The 18,087-nt window shown below is 66.4% G+C and carries 13 protein-coding genes; 4 read left to right on the forward strand and 9 right to left on the reverse strand.

The features are described from left to right. Positions 1–84 precede the first annotated feature (84 nt). Complete coding sequence (locus D0D37_RS17055) at positions 85–843, forward strand: GntR family transcriptional regulator (protein WP_116201535.1); 759 nt, start codon at positions 85–87, stop codon at positions 841–843. A 158-nt stretch (positions 844–1,001) separates the two neighbouring features. Here D0D37_RS17055 and D0D37_RS17060 read toward each other — a convergent pair whose 3' ends face one another. From D0D37_RS17060 to D0D37_RS17095, 7 genes are all read right to left on the reverse strand, one after another. Further along, complete coding sequence (locus D0D37_RS17060) at positions 1,002–1,469, reverse strand: molybdopterin cofactor-binding domain-containing protein (protein WP_208719998.1); 468 nt, start codon at positions 1,467–1,469, stop codon at positions 1,002–1,004. Positions 1,470–2,298: 829 nt separating this feature from the next. Then, complete coding sequence (locus tag D0D37_RS17065; protein ID WP_116201536.1) at positions 2,299–2,568, reverse strand: hypothetical protein; 270 nt, start codon at positions 2,566–2,568, stop codon at positions 2,299–2,301. Beyond that, positions 2,565–3,722: a putative T7SS-secreted protein gene (locus tag D0D37_RS17070; RefSeq protein WP_116201537.1), complete on the reverse strand. Its 1,158-nt coding sequence runs from the start codon at positions 3,720–3,722 to the stop codon at positions 2,565–2,567. Before D0D37_RS17070 ends, D0D37_RS17065 begins: the two co-directional genes overlap by 4 nt. Next, positions 3,715–4,035 (reverse strand): hypothetical protein, encoded by a 321-nt coding sequence (locus tag D0D37_RS17075; RefSeq protein WP_116201538.1) that lies wholly within the window; start codon positions 4,033–4,035, stop codon positions 3,715–3,717. Before D0D37_RS17075 ends, D0D37_RS17070 begins: the two co-directional genes overlap by 8 nt. A gap of 194 nt (positions 4,036–4,229) precedes the next feature. After that, positions 4,230–4,370, reverse strand: a complete 141-nt coding sequence (locus D0D37_RS46650) for a hypothetical protein (protein ID WP_162834280.1) — start codon at positions 4,368–4,370, stop codon at positions 4,230–4,232. A 1,777-nt stretch (positions 4,371–6,147) separates the two neighbouring features. Next, on the reverse strand, positions 6,148–6,675 hold the full coding sequence (locus D0D37_RS17090; RefSeq protein ID WP_116201541.1) for a DUF2165 domain-containing protein: 528 nt from the start codon (positions 6,673–6,675) through the stop codon (positions 6,148–6,150). A gap of 112 nt (positions 6,676–6,787) precedes the next feature. Beyond that, on the reverse strand, positions 6,788–10,873 hold the full coding sequence (locus D0D37_RS17095; protein WP_116201542.1) for an nSTAND1 domain-containing NTPase: 4,086 nt from the start codon (positions 10,871–10,873) through the stop codon (positions 6,788–6,790). Positions 10,874–12,399: 1,526 nt separating this feature from the next. Between D0D37_RS17095 and D0D37_RS48835 the strand changes: the two genes are divergently transcribed. Beyond that, positions 12,400–12,846 (forward strand): integrase core domain-containing protein, encoded by a 447-nt coding sequence (locus D0D37_RS48835; protein WP_425266947.1) that lies wholly within the window; start codon positions 12,400–12,402, stop codon positions 12,844–12,846. A gap of 35 nt (positions 12,847–12,881) precedes the next feature. Here D0D37_RS48835 and D0D37_RS17105 read toward each other — a convergent pair whose 3' ends face one another. Beyond that, positions 12,882–13,424, reverse strand: coding sequence for an NHL repeat-containing protein (locus tag D0D37_RS17105; RefSeq protein WP_116201543.1), 543 nt, complete (start codon positions 13,422–13,424; stop codon positions 12,882–12,884). A gap of 338 nt (positions 13,425–13,762) precedes the next feature. On the opposite strand from D0D37_RS17105, the gene D0D37_RS17110 reads away from it, so the two are divergent. After that, on the forward strand, positions 13,763–14,239 hold the full coding sequence (locus tag D0D37_RS17110; RefSeq protein ID WP_116201544.1) for a hypothetical protein: 477 nt from the start codon (positions 13,763–13,765) through the stop codon (positions 14,237–14,239). 726 nt (positions 14,240–14,965) lie between these two features. On the opposite strand, the gene D0D37_RS17120 is transcribed toward D0D37_RS17110, so the two are convergent. Then, positions 14,966–16,357, reverse strand: a complete 1,392-nt coding sequence (locus tag D0D37_RS17120) for a KamA family radical SAM protein (protein WP_208720000.1) — start codon at positions 16,355–16,357, stop codon at positions 14,966–14,968. A gap of 121 nt (positions 16,358–16,478) precedes the next feature. Here D0D37_RS17120 and D0D37_RS17125 point away from each other — a divergent pair, with 121 nt between their 5' ends. After that, positions 16,479–18,080 (forward strand): amidohydrolase, encoded by a 1,602-nt coding sequence (locus D0D37_RS17125; RefSeq protein ID WP_116201545.1) that lies wholly within the window; start codon positions 16,479–16,481, stop codon positions 18,078–18,080. The last annotated feature ends 7 nt before the right edge of the window (positions 18,081–18,087 follow it).

Below are 18,087 nucleotides of genomic sequence, written 5' to 3' on the forward strand. Positions count from 1 at the left end.
CCCGACAGTGCAGCACACCGGAGAACTTTGTCAAGACATATGGACATTAGGTCATCGGAACCTGGACCCGGTAGGCTCGGCGGAATGAGCACCAGCCCGGCCTGGGACCCCGCGCGCGAGATCGTCGTGGATCCGGCCAGCCCCGAGCCGCTGTACTTCCAGATCGCGCGCCAGCTGCACGCCGCGATCGACGACGGCCGCTTGCCCGCGGGTTCCCGGCTGGCGAACGAGCTGGACCTGGCCGCGAGCCTGCGGCTGTCCCGCCCGACGATCCGCCAGGCCATCCAGTCGCTGGTGAACCAGGGGCTGCTGGTGCGCAAACGCGGGGTCGGCACCCAGGTGGTGCGCACCAAAGTTTCCCGTCCGCTGCGACTGAGCAGCCTGTACGACGACTTGGCCGGTCTCGGCGGCGCACCGGAGACCGCGGTGCTGTGCAACCGCCTCGAAGACGCGGACGCCGAATCCGCCGCGCTGCTCGAAACTCCCTCGCTCACCCGCATCCGCCGGTTGAAGCGGATCCGGTCCACCGACGGCGAACCGCTGGCGGTGATGAACAACTACCTCCCGGGCGGCTTGCTCGACCCGTCCGACGCGGACCTGCGCGAGAAGGGCCTGTACCAGCTGCTGCGCGCGGCGGGCGTGCGGCTGCACTCGGCGCAGCAGAGCATCGGAGCCCGCCTCGCGACCCCCGAGGACGCGGAACTGCTCGACGAGGAGCCCGGCGCGCCGCTGCTGACCATGCAGCGCACCACTTACGACGAAACCGGCCGAGTCGTCGAGTACGGATGGCACGTGTACCGGGCGTCGCGCTACACGTTCAACCTCTCCCTGACGAACAATTGAGGATTGCCGGGCGCCCGGTCGAAATCGCTGCGGGCGAATTCTCGCTTTGACCTTGCCGGTTGAATTCCTGCCGCTCGTACTTCGGCCGCCGGGTTTCCCTTGGTGCGAACGCACAACGCGGCCGGGCGAATTGTCCTGGTGCGCGGAAGACGTCGTGCTCACCGGCGAACCGGTTCCGCGGCGGCGATCGCGTCGACGACGGCTTCGGGCGTCACCGGGATTGCGCGCAGCTGCGCGCCGAACGGGCTCAGGGCGTCGTTGACGGCGTTCAGGACCGCGGCCGGGGCGGCGATCAGGCCGGATTCGCCCGTTCCCTTGACGCCGTAGGCGGTGTGGGCCGAGGGCGAGCGCAGATGCGCGATTTCGAACGGCGGCGAAACGTCCATGGTGGGCAGTTGGTAGTCGAGCAGGGTGGTGGTCTGCGATTGGCCGTCGGCGTCGTAGGCGAGCCGTTCGAACAACGCGGCGCCGATTCCCGGCACGACGCCGCCGCGGACCTGGCCGTCGACGATGTCCGGGTTGATGACCGTTCCGCAGTCCTCCGCCGACCAGACTTTTTCGACGGTGACGAAACCGGTGAACGGGTCGACTTCGACCACCATCGCGTGCCCGCCGTCGGAGAACATCGGCCGGGCCGCGTCGTGGCTTCCATCGCCGGGTCGAAGTCCTCAGGCCAGGCGGACGCGTCGCGCTGGGCGTTCGGCTACAGTCTCGCCGCGCTCCCGGTCTGCTCAACCCGCTGATCGCCGGTGCGGCCATGGCGTTGTCATCGTTGTTCGTGGTGTCCAACAGCCTAGCGGGACAATATTTTCGGCCCTGCGGCGCAGGTCGAGCGCTCGGTCGAGACCCACCAGCTGAAGAGGGCGCACTACGGCACGCTGGTGCGCCACAATCACCAGTGGCACGCCCGCTGAGCGGCCACCCGGTCAGCCCTCACCAGCGCCGACAATCCCCGGCAACTGCAAAAGGCAACCTTGTTAAGGTCGGCAACCACTGCGCGAGCCGATTTTTCGATCTCGGCTGTCAACTCTTCGGCAAAGAAACGAGCCGTCGAAGCCAGTTCGAGGAGGGGGCTGGCCACGGCTGAGGGGTGCAACTGGTCGGAGTGATCGACTGACCGGGACCAGGTCGCGGCTACCGTTCGACCGGTCAGCGTTGCCTGCCGCACTGGACTCTGCGGCTGAACGCTATCGATTGCTGCGCCGCGATCCGACCGCCCGGCGAAGAGCGACGGGGTCGCCGCACAGAACCGAAGTCGGCATACGAAAGGGGCGGACGCAGCGGCCTGCGCTCAGTCGCAATGCGCACTAGCCGGACCAAGTCCAGGGAGTACCGCATGGCAGGTCGTCTGCTGTGCGGCGACAGGTTCGGCTTCCTGTCCCGCGCACTCCATGTGCCGAGAAAGCCTGCTGCGCCCAGCCCGGCGTCCTGGCTGGTCGTCAGCATGGTCGCAGTTCAGCCCTCTGTGAGGTCTTCGGACGGCCAGCGGGTGAGGAACGCGCCGAGGGCGTCGTCGATGAGTTTGCCTTGTTCCGTCGGTTCGTGTCCCGGGCCGAAGTGTTCGGTGAAGGCGTCGCCCAAGACGTCGATCATTGCCTCTTGCTGGTCGAGGGTGGGTTTCTCCTGCGCCTGAAATGCCGTCAATAGTTCAGGGTCGCGTTGCTTCAGCAGGCTGGTCACGATGGGCCGGAACCGGTCGGGGAGGCTGTCCATCACCGTGCTCATTCGTGCCTCCAGCCTGCTCGTGTTCGTGCCCACGCTGTCGTGATCTCCCCGTGTTGGTTCAGGTTAACGGTGGCGTCCTTGCCGACGTAGCGGTAGCTCCCGCCGTAGTTGTCCATTCTGAACTTGGGCGGTTTGGTCGGGTTGGCGACGGCGTCGTGTGCTGCGGCGTCGTTGACGCCGTGGCCGTCGCGTTCGGCCATCTGCTTGCCGCCGTGGTCGGTCTTGCCGGTGATCTCCTTCGGTGCGGAGAACGGGGGTTCGGCCTCCGCTCCCGCACCGCTGGTGCTCTGGTTGGCCTGCATGGGCGAGACGTGGTCGTCGCCTGCGGCGTGGGCTGCGAGACTCCCGATCGCGGCGCCGGCCATCGTGGCGCCGGTGGCGATGCCTGCCGCGGACACGACGTTGAGCGGCACGCCGGCGACCGCTCCGATTCCCGTCGCGTCCAGCGCAGCACCGAGGCCCTCGCCGGCCGAGCTGATGACGGTCAGTCCGATTCCGGCGGCGGCAGCGGCGACTTCGCCCGGATGGTTGATCATCGCGTTCCCGAACGACGCGAGGCCGTTGACCAGGTGACCTCCGGCGTCGGCGAGGAAGTTGCCTGCATCGTCGAGCCAGCTCGAATCCTCGGGTGCGCCAGCAGTGGCCTCCGTGATGGCTGCGGCTGCGTCGTCTCCCGCGTCGGAGAGTTGGCGGCGGGCATTGTCGAGCGTGGCCTGAGCTGCTCTTCGTGCGGCTTCGCCTGGATCGGAGAAAGGCGGTGGCGGCTGGCCGTTCGCGGCTGCCCGAGTTGACGCGTCGTTGTGTTGTTGCTGCGCTTGCTGGGTCGCTGCTTGCGCCTTGTTCCATGCTGCGATGGCCTCGGTGGCTTGGCTTTGAGCCCAGCGGAGCGTGCTGGCGTATCCGGCGAGCGCGTCGGCTGCGGACAGCAAGGAGTCGGCGGCGGTGTACCACTTCGCAGGCTCATACGAGAACTTGTCGTGGAAGTCCCGGGCGGCGGGGCCTTGCCACGCCCCGGTGTCGAGGGACTTGAGCCCGTCCGAGGCACGGCCGGCGCTGTCGGCGCGACCACGCAACGCCCGGACGTTTTCCTCGATGGCGGCAGCGTCCCCCTTCACCAGTTCGGTCGGCTCTTGGGTTTGTCCAAGCTCAGCCACCGGTCACTGCCTCTTCGCCTGGGTCTGCGGTGAACGTGCGTGCTGCGGCCCCGTCGCCGAGGCGGTAGGCGACGGCTGCTCGCGCCAGCGTGTCGGCAATGGCTCCCGCGTCGTCGGTGAGCGTGTCGAGTCCGTCGCTCCAGCGCACGCAGAGGTCCATCAGCGCGTCGTGCACGCCGGCGTGGCCATAGAGGTCGGTGTCGCCGCACAATCCGCGCAGCTCGAAGTTTCGCTGGCCGTCGACGCTTTCCCGAATCCCCGTCGCGGCCTCTTCCAGCTTGTCCACGTCGACGTGAAAGCCGGGTCCGTCCATCGCGTGATCCCTCCCCAAGGTCACAGATCGTGCACACCAGTGTGCAGTGCGGGAGCAGAGTCTTCAACTTCCTGCAATCCGCCTCTCTGGTGAGGCCGCCAGCCATGATTGCCCCAAAGCCGCAGTGCAGCAGAGGACTCGCCTGCTCTCGTGTCCGAGCCCGCTCCTGGCGCTTCATACAAGGCGGGCAGCCGCTACTTCGCCTCGCGTGTGGTGCTGGCGTTGCCGCCGTGGCGGCGTTCGAGCGCGGCGAGTCCAGTGATCGCCGCGGCTTCGAGCACGCTGCCATCGGACTGAGTTGTTCCGCCGACCTCGACGGCGCCTAGTGCTGCCACCTTCGGCCCCGGCGTCTATACGGCTCGGCAACTCCGGTGCGACGCGAGCACTGCGCACGCACTGGTCTCCGGTGGGCTGGGCTGGCTGGCGGCTCGGAATAGCCAGCGAGCCGGCGTTCTCGTCATCGAGTCCTGCGTACGCAGGCGGCGAGAGATCGGCGGGTCGAGTTGCACACTATCCACACGGCTGTCGATTGGCTAACGAACGAAGAAAGTCCAGTGTGAGTTCGAATCCCCGGGGCGGTTCGGACGACATCTACGTCGAAAGAAATAGCCTCTGAGCTGCGGGTTTCCGCTGTAGTGGGGATTGTGAGCTGTCGTCGGGTGCGCGGTGGCGGCTTGTCCTCCGCTTGCTCTGTTGCTTGTCGTGGAGTTGCTCAACCGTGCCTTGCGTCGGCACCGGCCGTTGCCGGTCGACTTGGCGCAGGGCATCGAGTCGGGCCGGCGGGCGGATGAAATCGAGGCGGTCGCGGAGTCAGTGTCGGCTGGGGTCGCGGTGGGTGAGGCGTTGACGGCTGAGCAGCGGATGTGGCTGCACTATGAGCAGGAGATGGCCTCGGGTCGGCGGCAATCGGGTGCGGAGCTGGACCGTGTGGCGGGGACCCATAACTACGGGCGGCGAGTGCTGCGTCAGTGGCGGACTGCGGGCCGTCTCGCTTCGTTCGCCCAAATGCCGGAGGTCCAGAACGGAGAGGCAAGGTCCGCCGTTGCCGGTGGTCTCTGAGCGTGGTGTGCGGTGGGTGATGAGTCGCCCCGCGACGGATCGAAAACCTGGCGGTGCCGGATCGTCGACGGGTGGGCCTCTCGACTTGATCACGAACCCGCTGGTTAAGAGCTGACGGCCCGACGTGTCGGATGATGCCGGGCGATGGTGGTCAGTGTCTTCTCGTCTGGTCTTAGCGCGCTAGCGGTGTCGTCTCGTGCGGTTGGTGTTGTCGTGCGGTGAAGGTCTCGGGCTCGCAGCTGCCGGGCTGTGCCTTGTGGTTCGCTGCGAGCCGGGCGCGGTACGACGGGCGGTTGGACGGGGTCGGGTGCTGGGCGTGATCCGGGCGTGTCTGCGGTGACCGTGATGGCGGGTGTCGTGGTTGGGCTGACGTACTTGTTCGGCTTCGGCAATGTGCATGCGCTTTGTCTGGGCGTGCCTGTGTGGGTGGCTCCGTTGGTCGCACCGGCGGTTGATCTGACGGCGGTGGCATTGCTGATGGATGGGGGAGAAGCCGACTGGACTCGATCCCGGCCTGGGGAAGCCGGCACAGCAGCCGGATTCCTGCGCCGGGGACCACCCCGCTCGCGCGGGGAAGCTGAACGCTTACGTGTCCCGCTCGGGCCCCCAACTCGCGCGGGACTGAAATCGCAGCTTCAGACTTACAGTCCAATAATGCGGTTCGACTTTTCCGAGGGATGCAGCTGTTCAAATCATAGCGGTATTTGCGCATTGCTGACGCGTCCTACCGCGGGCTCTGAATCATAGGGTAGGCATGCCTGGTGGCGCATCGGCCAGTTTTACCGGCCGCCTGCCAGCGTGGCGTGAAGCCAGCTATGAAGAAATCGATTCCGGACTCGTGGGCTACGCGCATAACCTCCTTGAACCTTCAGTTCGGGAATCCGGCTGCAGGTGCCAGGCGCGATGCGGTGGGCTTCGAGCAGCGGGGTTTCAGTGCCAGGGTTCGATGTGCCACTGTCTCACTGCGGAGTGGCACCGTGGCAGGGCCGCGGCAACCTCACCCTGTGCCAGGGGCTTTGTGCCAGCCGGGTCAACGGTCAGCTGAAATCGCCATCAGGTTCGCCCGCTGCGCTTCGAATCTTTCGTGGCGAGGTGGGCGAGTGCGAGACCGAATGCGGCGATAATGACGTGCTGAAGGGCCGCCTGGAGGCCGTTCCACTTGCTGGATTGCCACATTTGGAACCATTCCCCGCCTATTGCGAGGAAGCCGACCCCAAAAAGCGTTAACTGCATCACCCAGCCAAGGCTGGACAGCTTGTGCGCCATCGGCAGAGGGTAATCAGCTAGTTGATTCCGTATGCACCAGATAAATCCGGCAATGAGCACCAGTGCTGTGATCAGCTCCCATGCGATGATGGCAATGTAAGCGGCGTCGGCGAGTCCAGGGCTGGTTATGGCGCGCCACATCATGTTAGGCGACTGGAATGTAGTGTCCATTGCCAGAACATGACGGACGAAATCTTGATTCGTCCCGAAGTCCGTGATGTTACCGACTGTAATAAGCGTCATCTGCAGGGCTGTCGTTCCAGTGAGAACTGTGACCGCAGCAGGAAGGGCTCCGAACCTGCTGATAATATTCATGCCTGAATACTACATGCTGGCATGAATGTTGTGGAGAGCCGAAGTGAATGAAATGTCCGGCAGTGACACCCGGCTCAGTCCGGTTGAGTGCTGCGGCCAGCGGGCGGAAAAATTACCGGCAAGGTGTATCATAAGCGATCTGCGGGATATGCAGTTGTGCTTGCTTATCAGTTAGCACGTTGTTGGTTGACGCACATATTCGTTGGATGGCCTGCTCCTCGTCGAGGTTCCAGATTCGGACTGTGCCGTCTTCTCCTCCGGTTGCCAGGATTTTCCCGCGCAGATCGACGGGGTAAAAGGAACTTAGATGGACGACGTCTGCGTCTGTGCCTATGGGTTGACCTATGGGCGTTGCGTACGTCCCTGAGACGGCCCATAGGTGGAATGTTCGATCAGTACTGCCGGTCGCAAGCATCCTGCCGTCGGGGCTGAACGCGATGGAGTTCACGGCCTCGGTGTACCCGACGAGAGGTTGGCCCAGCGGAGTCGGGTTCGACGGATCATCGATGTTCCACAGCCTGAGGGTTTGATCGTCGCTGCCCGTGGCGAGGATGTGGCCGTTCGGGCTGAACGCCACGGACAGCACTGGCTTTGTGTGCCCGGCGAGAGGGAGTCCGAGGCGTGCCGCATGTGCGGGGTCGGCGATGTTCCAGAGTTGCAGGGTGCTGTCATCCTTGCTGATGGCGAGGATGCGACTGTCGGGACTGAATGCCGCTGGCATCCCGCTCGAGGGTTTGCCGGGAATGGGCTGGCCCATTCGCACGGGGTCCGCCGGGTTGCGGACATCCCAGAGTTGCAGGGTTCGATCGTCGTTGGCTGTGGCAAGAAGATGGCCGTTCGGGCTGAACAGAACGGGGCTGCCATATCTTGTTTTCAGCCGGAGGGGATGTCCGATCGGAGTCGGGCTCGCCGGGGCGGCAACATCCCAGAGTTGAATTGTGCCGTCGTCGTTGGCGGTGGCGAGGATGCGACTGTCGGGACTGAACGCGACCGAGCTGACGGGCCCGCTGTGTCCCGTCTTCGAGAGCCAAAGAGGACGCGGATGTGCTATATCGGTGACATTCCAGAGCTGGCTGGCGTTGTCTTCGGAACCAGTTGCCAGGAGCTGCCCGTTCGGACTGAAAGCCAAGGATGTGATGGCTGACTTGTGCCCAAGCAAGATGAGATCGGGTATCGACCACAGCCGTGCTATGCCATCCCCGCTGCCGACCGCGAGTGTACGTCCGTCTGGGCTGAACATGGCTGAGAACACGTTGCCGTTGCTGGCCGACAGCGGCTTGCCCAGGGGCACCGCACGGGACGGGTTGGAAAGGTTCCAGAGCCGCGCGGTGCTGTCACCTCCTGACACGAGCATGCGACCGTCCCGGCTGAACGCGACCTGCCAGACCTCCCCGACGTGCCCAAGGAGAGGCTTGCCGAGAACGACCGGACCTCCGGGCGCGGCGAGGTCCCAGATGCGCACGGTCTTGTCTTCGCTCCCGCTGGCCAGAGCGTGCCCGTCGGGGCTGAAAGCCACCGAATGCACGATGCCGGAATGACCGAGGAGCGGCTGGCCTCGCGGCGATGGCCGGGCGGGGTCGGAGATGTCCCACAGCCGGACCGTATGGTCGTTGCCGCCGGAAGCGAGGGTGCGTCCGTCCGGGCTGAACGCCACGGTCCGCACAAGTCCGGCATGGCCGGCGAGCGGGCTCCCGAGCGAGACCGGGTGTTCGCGGTCGGCGATGTTCCAGAGTCTTACCGCGCGGTCACTGGCAGCGGTGGCCAGCGTGCGTCCGTCCGGACTGACTGTGGCGGTGTAAATGGTGCCACCGCCGCCGTTTGTTGGGGGGCCCAGCGCACGTGGGTGGGCGGGATCGGCCACGTCCCACAGTCGGAACGTGTGGTCGTCGCCGGCTGTGACCAGTGTGCGGCCGTCCGGCGTGAAGACCGCCGAAGCGACCCAGCTGCCGAATCCGGTCAAGGGGACCCCGAGCTGGCGTGGTCGTCCGCGGTCACGCATGTCCCAGAGCCGGACTGTACGGTCGGCGCTGGCGGTAGCCAGGACATTTCCGTCGGGACTGAAGCCGGTCCAGTACACAGCGCCGTTGTGGCCGGTCAGCGGTGTGGCCAGCGGGCTCTGCTGGGTGGAGAGCAGCCTGGTCAGCACATTCTGATCGTCTGGACGCAACTGGTGCGCGACGAGATCGAGCTGGGCCGCCAGCGAGGGATCGGACGCCTGCAGCCGGTCGGCTTCGGAGACGACCTGCAGGAACTGGGCTTCGTCGCGTTGCCGAATGGCTACCACTGCCGTTGATGCCGCGACAAGGGCGAAGACGACCACAGCAGCCATGGTGGCGCGCCGGGCCCAGCTGTTTCGGCGGTGTTGTCGTGAAGATGCCGCCAGGAATTCCTGGGCAGTGATCGTTACGTCAGCGGGGCCAGCTGTCTTCATCCACTGCGCAGCCGTCTCCAGGCGCGCACCTCGATAGAGCAAGGACGCGTCGCGTTCCTGGCTGTCCCAGGACGTCGAGTCCTCTTCAAGTCGTTGACGCAGGAGGTTTCCCGCCCGGTCCTGATCGAGCCAGCTTCGCAGCCGAGGCCAGGCTTGAAGCAGGGCTTCGTGCGTGATTTCGACCGATCGTTCGTCGAGCGTGACCAGCCGGGCTGCGGTCAGCATTTCCAGAGCCTTCTCCGCGGACGCGGGATCCTCGGCCTGGTCGACTAATTGCTGCCGGGTCGATCGCCTCCGCGTGTCGCGCATGTCCTCGTTGACTCGCACAAGTCGCAGGAGAATGGCGCGTGCGGCTGTTCGCCCTGGCTGATCCAGGTCGGCCCACACCCGTTCCGCGGTCGCCGCTACCGCACCCCGGATTCCGCGGGCTGCCTGGTACGCCTCGATCGTGAGCCTGCCAGGCTGGCGATGCTGCCAGGTCGCCAGCAACGCGTGCGACAGCAGGGGCAGAACTCCGGCGTCGTGGAGGCTTTCCGCCCAACCGGTGTGAGTGCGCACCGCACCAGCACTGACGTCGCGGACGATCAATTCGACGAGCCCTGGTTCCAGCTGCAGCCCCGCCGACTTCGCGGGGCCGGTGATGGCCTCGCGCAGCTCGCCGGTGGTCATAGGGCCGAGAACCTGCAGGTCGTTGCTCTGCGAGGCGGCCGTGAGTTCCGGGTATTCGAGGCAATGAACGAAAAAATCAGCTCGCAACCCGAGCAACACGACAGCAGGTCGCCCAGTGTCGGCTGAAGTGACAGTGCTGATGGCGTGAAGGGTGCGAACGAACAACCTTCGCTGGACCTCGTCCGTGCACAGGGTGAAGGTTTCCTCGAATTGGTCGACGACCAGCACAAGCTGAGTCATCGACCGCGCTTGGCGGTCGAGGTGCTCGGCGACGGCGACCTGAACCGCTGCCAGGAAATCTTCCTCGGTGCCATCAGCATCCTCTTGCCCCATGGCCGTGTCTTCGCCTGACCAAGCTCCAGCTTCTGTGCTGCGCCAATCAGACAAAAGCTTGACGGCATTCTCAAGCTCCGGCACACGTGCCATGAGTTCGCGGATCGGATTGTCCCGCGGAGTCATCGTGACGGCCGTCCAGTTGCCGCTCGATGCGCCGGCCGAAGGCGCCTCTTCCAGCCTCGGGAGCAGACCGGCGGCGATCAGCGACGACTTCCCGGCGCCTGACGCCCCGACCAGCATGACCATCCCGGCGCCTGCTTTGTTCGCCAACCTGGCGACAAGAGCGTCCGTGCCGCGACGGCGTCCGAAGAAAGAGCCAGCGTCCTCTTGCCTGAACGACGCCAGGCCCCGGTAAGGGCACGCACCCGAGTCTGTGGATCCGGGCTGCCCGGCAGTTCTGCTGTCAGGGCTGTCACCGGCCGCGGAAGTGCCGGGAATCGGGCTGTCGAGAGCCAGCTTCCACAGTTCTCGCCAGGCAACCAGGTCGTACAGCTCGGGCACGATCGGGGTGGGACGTATCTGGCGTGCCTGTCCGATCAGGATCTCCAGAACGACAGCCAGCGAGGCGAAGCGGGCAGGAACGTTCCGTCCACGTCGCCAGTCGCTTACCCGCTGCGCCGAAACTCTGACGGGACGACCCCGTTCATCGACCCGGCGCGCTCGCAGAACTGATTCGGTTACCCGCTTCAGCGGCGGATCGCCCGCTTCGGCGTAGAGCAGCGCGAAGCGCTCCGCGAACAGCCCACGCGGCTCAAAGCCCACCTCATCGCCCTCCCCAAGCTGATGTCGCCGCTGCGGCAAGAGGTGTGCCGTGAGTAGTTATGCGGCTACCCCTGCGAGGCGGAGATCCATACTCGTCACCGTGGCCCGAGAATGCAAGGTGATCCCTGACGGGCTGGTCGTTACGTATGTGGACCAGACATTCGAAGCGGGTTGGCCCTGAACGTCGTGTACGCGTGGCCTCGGCCTCTTCTGGTTCTGCCGGTCGAGCGTCGGCTGATGTGAGTTGCCGAGGAGTCCGGTGGCATGTGCGGCGAGGTGGTGAGGAAGGGCCTGATCGCGCAACCGCTGGGGACCGTTGAGGCCTCTGTGAACGTTCGACTGTCCGGACCGGAAAACCTGATTTGGCCTCTGACCTTGGTGTTATGGAGAGTGAGCGGACCTGGAAGATCCACTGAGCATCCAGCGGCAGCAGACTGGATCGGGAGACCGCGGCAGCGACGTCGAGCCCGCACCATGCGGTGGGCTTTCGTCAGCTCGTCCGGGCGCCGGGTTCGACGTTGCACGACCTGTCGAGGGGGCAGTTCGTGCAACGTCGAGGTGACACGAGAGGGGAGCGATCTGATAGCAGACAACAGCCGGGTCGGTCGTCCAGGAGGAGCGCGGGTTCGCAAAGCCGATGTCGTCGGGCAGCCTCCCTCGGACTGGGCTTCTCCGGCTACGGCCACTTCACGCTGAAGGCGGCCCGGCCCGTTTTGGTCATATCGACTGTGGACACGCAATCGTGAGGTCAGCAGCCGAGGTTCTATGCACCCGGATCCGGCTCGACGGTGATCTGCGTAGTGGTTCGCCAGCAGGCTTGTGCGGGCCGAAGTCGCAGCACCAGGCGTGGGGGCGGTTGCCTGCTCGGCTCAAGGATCTGCCGTGAACAACAGCGGGATGGCGAGAAGTCCGAGGTGCGGTGTCCCTGCCGGTGGCCCGGCTGATGATGTGGCTTCGCTCGGCCGGGCTGATCTCGCCAGGCACCCGTGCCGTCGCGGACGGCGCGGGATCGCCAGATCGTATTCGCGAGAGTCGACCCCAGCGGCTCCATGATCTGGCGAGGAAGAGGTGACGGGGCGCGACGGGTGTCCTTCGCCGGTGCCCGCGCAGCCCCGCCACCTCGCCTTGACTTTCGCGTCCCAGCCTGTCCGCACAACCACGCTGGGATCGGTGGTGATTTGGCGCAGAGTTGCCCGACTTACGTTGTGGGCTCGGGAAGTCGTCGCCGCTGGGGCTTATGTGTGCGGCTTTGCTGAGGTGCTGCCGGGGTGCTCGTTCTCCGGCATCAGAACGCGGTGCTGCGCCGACGGATCAACGGTCCGGCCCACAGACCGGTTCTGGCTGGCTGTGTTGTCGTCGCTGTTCCCGCGCCACCGCTGGCGCAGCGTCTTCCTGGTCACCCCGGGGACGCTGCTGAACTGGCACCGGAGGCTGATCGCCAGGAATCGGGACTGCAATGCTCGACGCCGACGCATCGGGCCAGTTGGGGCATCGGGTCACGCCTTCCGCGGCCGGGGGAATTTCGCATGCGGCGGGCGTCGACCCGGATCAGTGCCGCACCGGTCCGAGCTGGAGTGAGTTCCTCATCGCCCAGGCGGATCATCGCCGCGGATTTCTTCCACAGGGACACGATCACCGGCAGATGGGTGTATGCACTGGCGTTCCTCGAACATCGCACCCGCAAGCTCTGCGCGCCGCGGACTCCGTGGATGAATGCTCACTGCGAAAGAGCGATCGGGACCCTTCGCCGCCAGGTCCTCGACCACATCCCGGTCAGGAACGAGGCCCACGCCGGACGGGCCTTCACCGAGTACCAGGAGCCCTACAACAGGCATCGACCACACCAGTCCCGAAGCCAGCGACCACCCGCGGTCCAGGATCACCCCGGTGCCGTCCAAGACCCCGAAGGCCCTGAACTCGTGCGGACCTCGGTCCTCGCAGGATCCATCAACGAGTACGGCCACCCCGCCTGAGCCGCAGCGACGACTTCTCCAGCCCCACCCGGCGATCATCCCGCGGCGGTCGGCGCGAAGCCTCGGGCTCGCGTTCTCGCGCGGCAGGCTGCGGTCGCGGTGGGAATGGATGCTGGTGGCCGGGTCCTACCTGGTGATGTTCGCGCTGGGGTCCAGCCGAGCACCTGCGTGGCTTCGCTCCCGGGTCCGTCCAGACGGCGGGCGCCGCCGGTAGTCAGGTCCGCCACGATCAGCTGGTGGGCGTTGCTGTCCGCGTACGCCGCGGCGAGCGCGCCTGGCGTCGGTGACGGGACGAAGGGGGTGCCGCCGGCGGGTTCGCGGATGCCGCTGTCGCCGCCCAGCGCGATCGGCAGCGTCCGGGAGCTGCGTTGCTGCCCGGTGACCGGGTCGGACAGTGTGACGGTGTGGTCGTAGCTGTCCTCGTCGCCGGTGTGCGAGACGACCACGAGCGCGCAGGTTCCTGGCTGGAAGAACCACGCGTTGTCGCCGGGGCCCAGCGGCACTTCGGTGGTGCGCGACAGGTCGGAGGCGAGAAAGGCGAGGGTGCCCAGCAGAACGGCGGTTCGGCGGCATGACATGAAACGATCATCGAGGGATCCGGCGCGGTTCAGGAACAGCGGAAATGCCGACGGGCTGCGGAGTTGTTCTTCGGCAGCGCCGTGAAGGAGAAGTCTTGCTTGCGCCGCTTATAACGAGGTTCACCCACGGAGGGCCGGCTCGGGCCAGTCGACGGTCGTAAGGTGACTGGGCGGAGTAGCTGCGAAAGCTGCACATCAAAGATGTAAAAGGGCGGGCATGGGTGACCTCTCTGGCGTCAAGAATCATGATTTGCTGATTCGGCAAAGTTCTTTGCGGGCCGTGTGAACCTGGTCGATCCTGCATTGACAGGCAAGACCGGTACGACGGAAGGCGGGCCATGACCGATCAGGCTCCCACGGCGCGCGGCGAGCGCATCAGCATGGAGGGTGCGGCCACTCTGCTGACCGTGACGAAGACGACGGGCATCGGCGCCATGACGGGGGCGGTGAACGGTGCCGCGTATGGCGAATCCACGAGCGAACAAACGGAGTTGGCGGACGGACGCCTTACGTACACCATGTTTCATCAGTTCCTGGATCACGACGGATCAAGGCTGCATACGATCGACCGGGCCGTCCTGGGTCCAGGTGCCGATGGCGAATCGTCGACGTTGGAAGTGGAGTACACGGTTGTTGAGGCGACGGGCCGGTTCGAAGGCTGCAGCGGAACGTTCCGCAGCCGCGGCTGGCTGAAGACGCCGCCTGACGATGGCGCGTCGGCTCAGCAGAGTGTCGGCGCCGTGCGGTTCGAGGGGGAAATCCGCCGTGGGCGACCTGCCCGTCAGCAGGCTAAAAGGGACTTTCTGGCACCGTGAAGGGCGCGATGCGCGTTGAGCGATGCAGGCGGAAGCGGTAGGTACATTGTACTCACCGCCAGATCCGAACTCGCCGACCGCATGCTGATCCTGAGCGAGCGGCATCTGCGCGCCGTGCTTGCCGAGTACGTCCGGCACTGCAACGGTCGACGGCCGCACCGGTCCCGGTAGCCAGTGAACGCCAGGCGTCCGCGGTTCGGCCGGACCGGGCGTCAGAATCGCTCAGCCCCAGTGGACTTCGGATCCAAACGCCTCGGAAATAGCCCGTGCAGCGGAGCGAATAGCCAGGTGAATTCACCTTCGACCATCCATGCAAGCATTTCGGAAGCTATTGCGTCCGAGTTGGGCTTAAAATAGTAGATCCCTTGCTATCTGGGTTGCAAGAAATAGTCCCGCGGACCGGCCGGATGGGAGTCTTGCATGAGTGTCCACTGTGGAGTATCTGGGCCATTCGCCGATCAGATCGCGGACGTTTTGAGTGTGTCCTCGCGGCCGGGCAGGGGCTCGCACGACCGGGCAGGTCGGATTGTTTCGCCGTAACGACGGTGCCGTCGCGGCACTTTGACTGGTGCCTGACCAGCAGCATCTTCGCTGGCCAGGCACCAGTTTTCGGTCTTCTTCCCTGCACGGTTCGCCCATGGCCAGGCGCGGATCCGTGACGGTTAGCCGCGGCTTGCAGGTCTGTCGCCCAGTCGCGGGCAAGCGCCCGGGATCATGTGCTCGGGGTCAGTGGTTCTTCTGGTCGGCCCACCACTTCTGCCCGGCCTCAGGCAGCGTCTGGATCGGGTCGTAGTACGGGTACTTCCGCTGCAACGCCTCCGGGTCCTCGTGCTCGATCCCGGTCCGGTAGTTCTTGGTCCAGTACGAAATCCCCAGATCACGGTCGTACTCCGCCAACTGGTGCACCCACCGCTTCCCCACATAGGGAACGTCGCACACGATCCGCGGCGTAGCATACCCCGGCAAATACCCCATGATCGAATGCTGCAATTCCTGCGCCTCGTGCACAGAAACCCGCCAGTGCTCCGCATTGGGAATCATGTCGCACATGTAAAAGTAGTAAGGCAGAATATTAGCCTCACCCTGCAAAGCGAAACAAAGATCCAACAGCGCAGCCGGAGTAGCATTAACCCCGCGCATCAGCACGCCCTGGTTCCGCACGTCCCGCACCCCGACCTGCAACGCCGTCCGCGCCGCTTCCGCGACCAGTGGGGTCACCGACTGCGCGTGGTTCACGTGCGTGTGAATAGCCAGGTTCACCCCGCGCGCCTGGGCTGTCAGGGCGACTCGCTGCAGGCCCTCGGTCACCTTCGGCTGCAGCCAGTGCTGCGGCAGCGCCGCGAGCGCCTTCGTGGCGAGGCGGATGTCTCGCACGGTCTCGATGTCCATCAGCCGCATCAGGAAGGACTCCAGTTGCGGCCACGGCACGTTGGCCACGTCGCCGCCGGAGACCACTACGTCGCGGACGCCGGGGGTGCGCTTGAGGTAGTCGATCATCGCGTCCTGCCGGTCGACCGGCTTGAGCGCGAGCTTGTGCTTCTCGACCTGTTCGGTCGAGTTGCCGACGAGGTCCATCCGGGTGCAGTGCCCGCAGTACTGCGGGCAGGTCGAGATCATCTCGGCCAGCACCTTCGTGGGATAGCGGTGGGTGAGCCCCTCGACCACCCACATCTCGGCCTCGTGCAGCGAGTCGCGTTCGGCGTGCGGGTGGCTCGGCCACCGCTCGTCCCGGTCGCTGCGCACGGGGAGCATGTAGCGGCGGATCGGGTCGGCGTAGAACGCCTCGGTCACCTTCGCCGGGTCGGTGCCCGCGTGCGGGGCCATCGTGTTGATCATCTGCGGCGGCAGCAGCATCGACATCGTGGCCATCTCGCGCTGGTCGGCGAGCAGGTCCTCGTAGAACCGGTCCTCGAGCAGATCGCCCATCAGGGCGCGCAGCTGCTTGGCGTTGCGCACGCAGTGCACGCGCTGCCACTGGGCGTCCCGCCACTCTGCTTCGGTGACGTCGCGCCAGCCGGGGAAGCGGCGCCAGTCGGGTTCCACCAGCTCGGCGCGGGCGTACTCGTACGGCTGGTCGAAGGCGGCGGCAGTCGGCACAGGTTCCTGGATCGCAGTCATCTGTACTCCAAGTCGTCGGGAACGCGTGAAAATATCCTGCCATAACGTTAGTCGACCGTAAATCTTGCTGCACGATGACCCGGTCTGCCCTGCTCGGAAGACCAGGCGGGAGACTCGGCGGGTGAACGACAGCACCACGCTCCTGCTCGGCGGCCGCGTCGACACCCCGACCTCCCCGGACGCCACCGCGATGGCGGTCTCCGGCGGCACCGTCGTGTGGGTCGGCCAGGACGCCCCGGCCCGCGCGCTGCACCCGGACGCCGAGGTGGTCGACCTGGGCGGGGCGTTCGTCGCGCCGGCGTTCGTGGACGCCCACGTGCACGCGACCTCCACCGGGCTGCACCTCACCGGCCTCGACCTGACCGCCGTCCGCAGCTCCGCCGACCTGCTCGCCGCGGTGCGCGGCGCCGTCGTTCCCGGGCAGGTCCTGCTCGCGCACGGCTGGGACGAGTCGTCCTGGACCGATCAGCGGCTGCCGAGCCGCGCCGAACTCGACGCGGCCGCCGGGGACACGCCCGTGTACTTGAGCCGCGTCGACGTCCACTCCGCACTGGTCTCGAGCGCGCTGGCGAAACTCGCGCCGGGCGTCGAATCCGCCGCCGGATGGTCCGCGGACGGCCCGCTCACCCGCGCCGCCCACCACCTCGTCCGCGGAGCGGCCCGGGACGCGGTCACCCGGCCGCAGCGCCAGACAGCCCAGCGCGCGTTCCTCGCGACGGCCGCCGCGCGCGGGATCGTGTCGGTGCACGAATGCGCGGGCCCGGACATCTCCGGCGAGGAAGACTTCGCCGACCTCCTGGCGCTGGCCAGTCCGGAACTGCCCGAGGTCGTCGGCTACTGGGGAGAGCTGAACGCCCTCGACACCGCCCGTCGCCTCGGCGCGCACGGCGTCGCCGGAGACCTTTTCGTGGACGGAGCCCTCGGCTCCCGCACCGCCGCGCTCACCGCGCCGTACTCCGACGAGCCCGGCACCTCCGGCTCCCTCTACGCCGACGCGGCGGTCATCGCCGACCATCTCGTCGCCTGTACCGAAGCCGGGCTGCAGGCGGGCTTCCACGTCATCGGCGACGCGGCGGTCGGCGAGGTCATCGAGGGGTTCCGACTCGCTGAGAAGCAGATCGGCCAGCGTCCCCTCGCCGCGCGGCACCACCGGCTGGAGCACCTGGAGATGGTCACCGCGGACCAGGCGCGACAACTCGCCGGATGGGGCGTCGTCGCCTCCGTGCAGCCGCTGTTCGACGAAGCCTGGGGTGGCGACTCCGGCATGTACTCCGAACGCCTCGGCGCCCGCGCCGCAGCACTGAACCCCTTCGCGCAGCTCGCCGCGGAAGGAGTCGTGCTCGCCTTCGGCAGCGACGCTCCGGTGACCGCGGTCGACCCGTGGGCGGCGGTCCGCGCGGCCGTGCACCACCACACTCCCGAAGCACGGCTCTCCGCGCGCGCCGCGTTCACCGCGCACACGCGCGCCGGGCACCGCGCGGCAGGCGTCAACGACGGCGTGACCGGCAGCCTCGTCCCCGGCGCGCCCGCGCACTACGCGATCTGGGACGCGGCCGACCTCGTCGTCGCCACGGCCGACAGCCGCGTGCAGCGCTGGTCCACCGACCCGCGTTCGGGCGTGCCGCCGCTGCCGAGGCTGGAGCCGGGCGCGCCGCTGCCGCGCTGCCTGCGCACGGTCCGCGGCGGGACGGTCATCTACGACGAGTTCACACCGGCCGCTTAGAGTTCCG

The sequence above is a fragment of the Amycolatopsis circi genome (assembly GCF_003385235.1).
In the GTDB taxonomy this organism is placed as follows: domain Bacteria; phylum Actinomycetota; class Actinomycetes; order Mycobacteriales; family Pseudonocardiaceae; genus Amycolatopsis; species Amycolatopsis circi.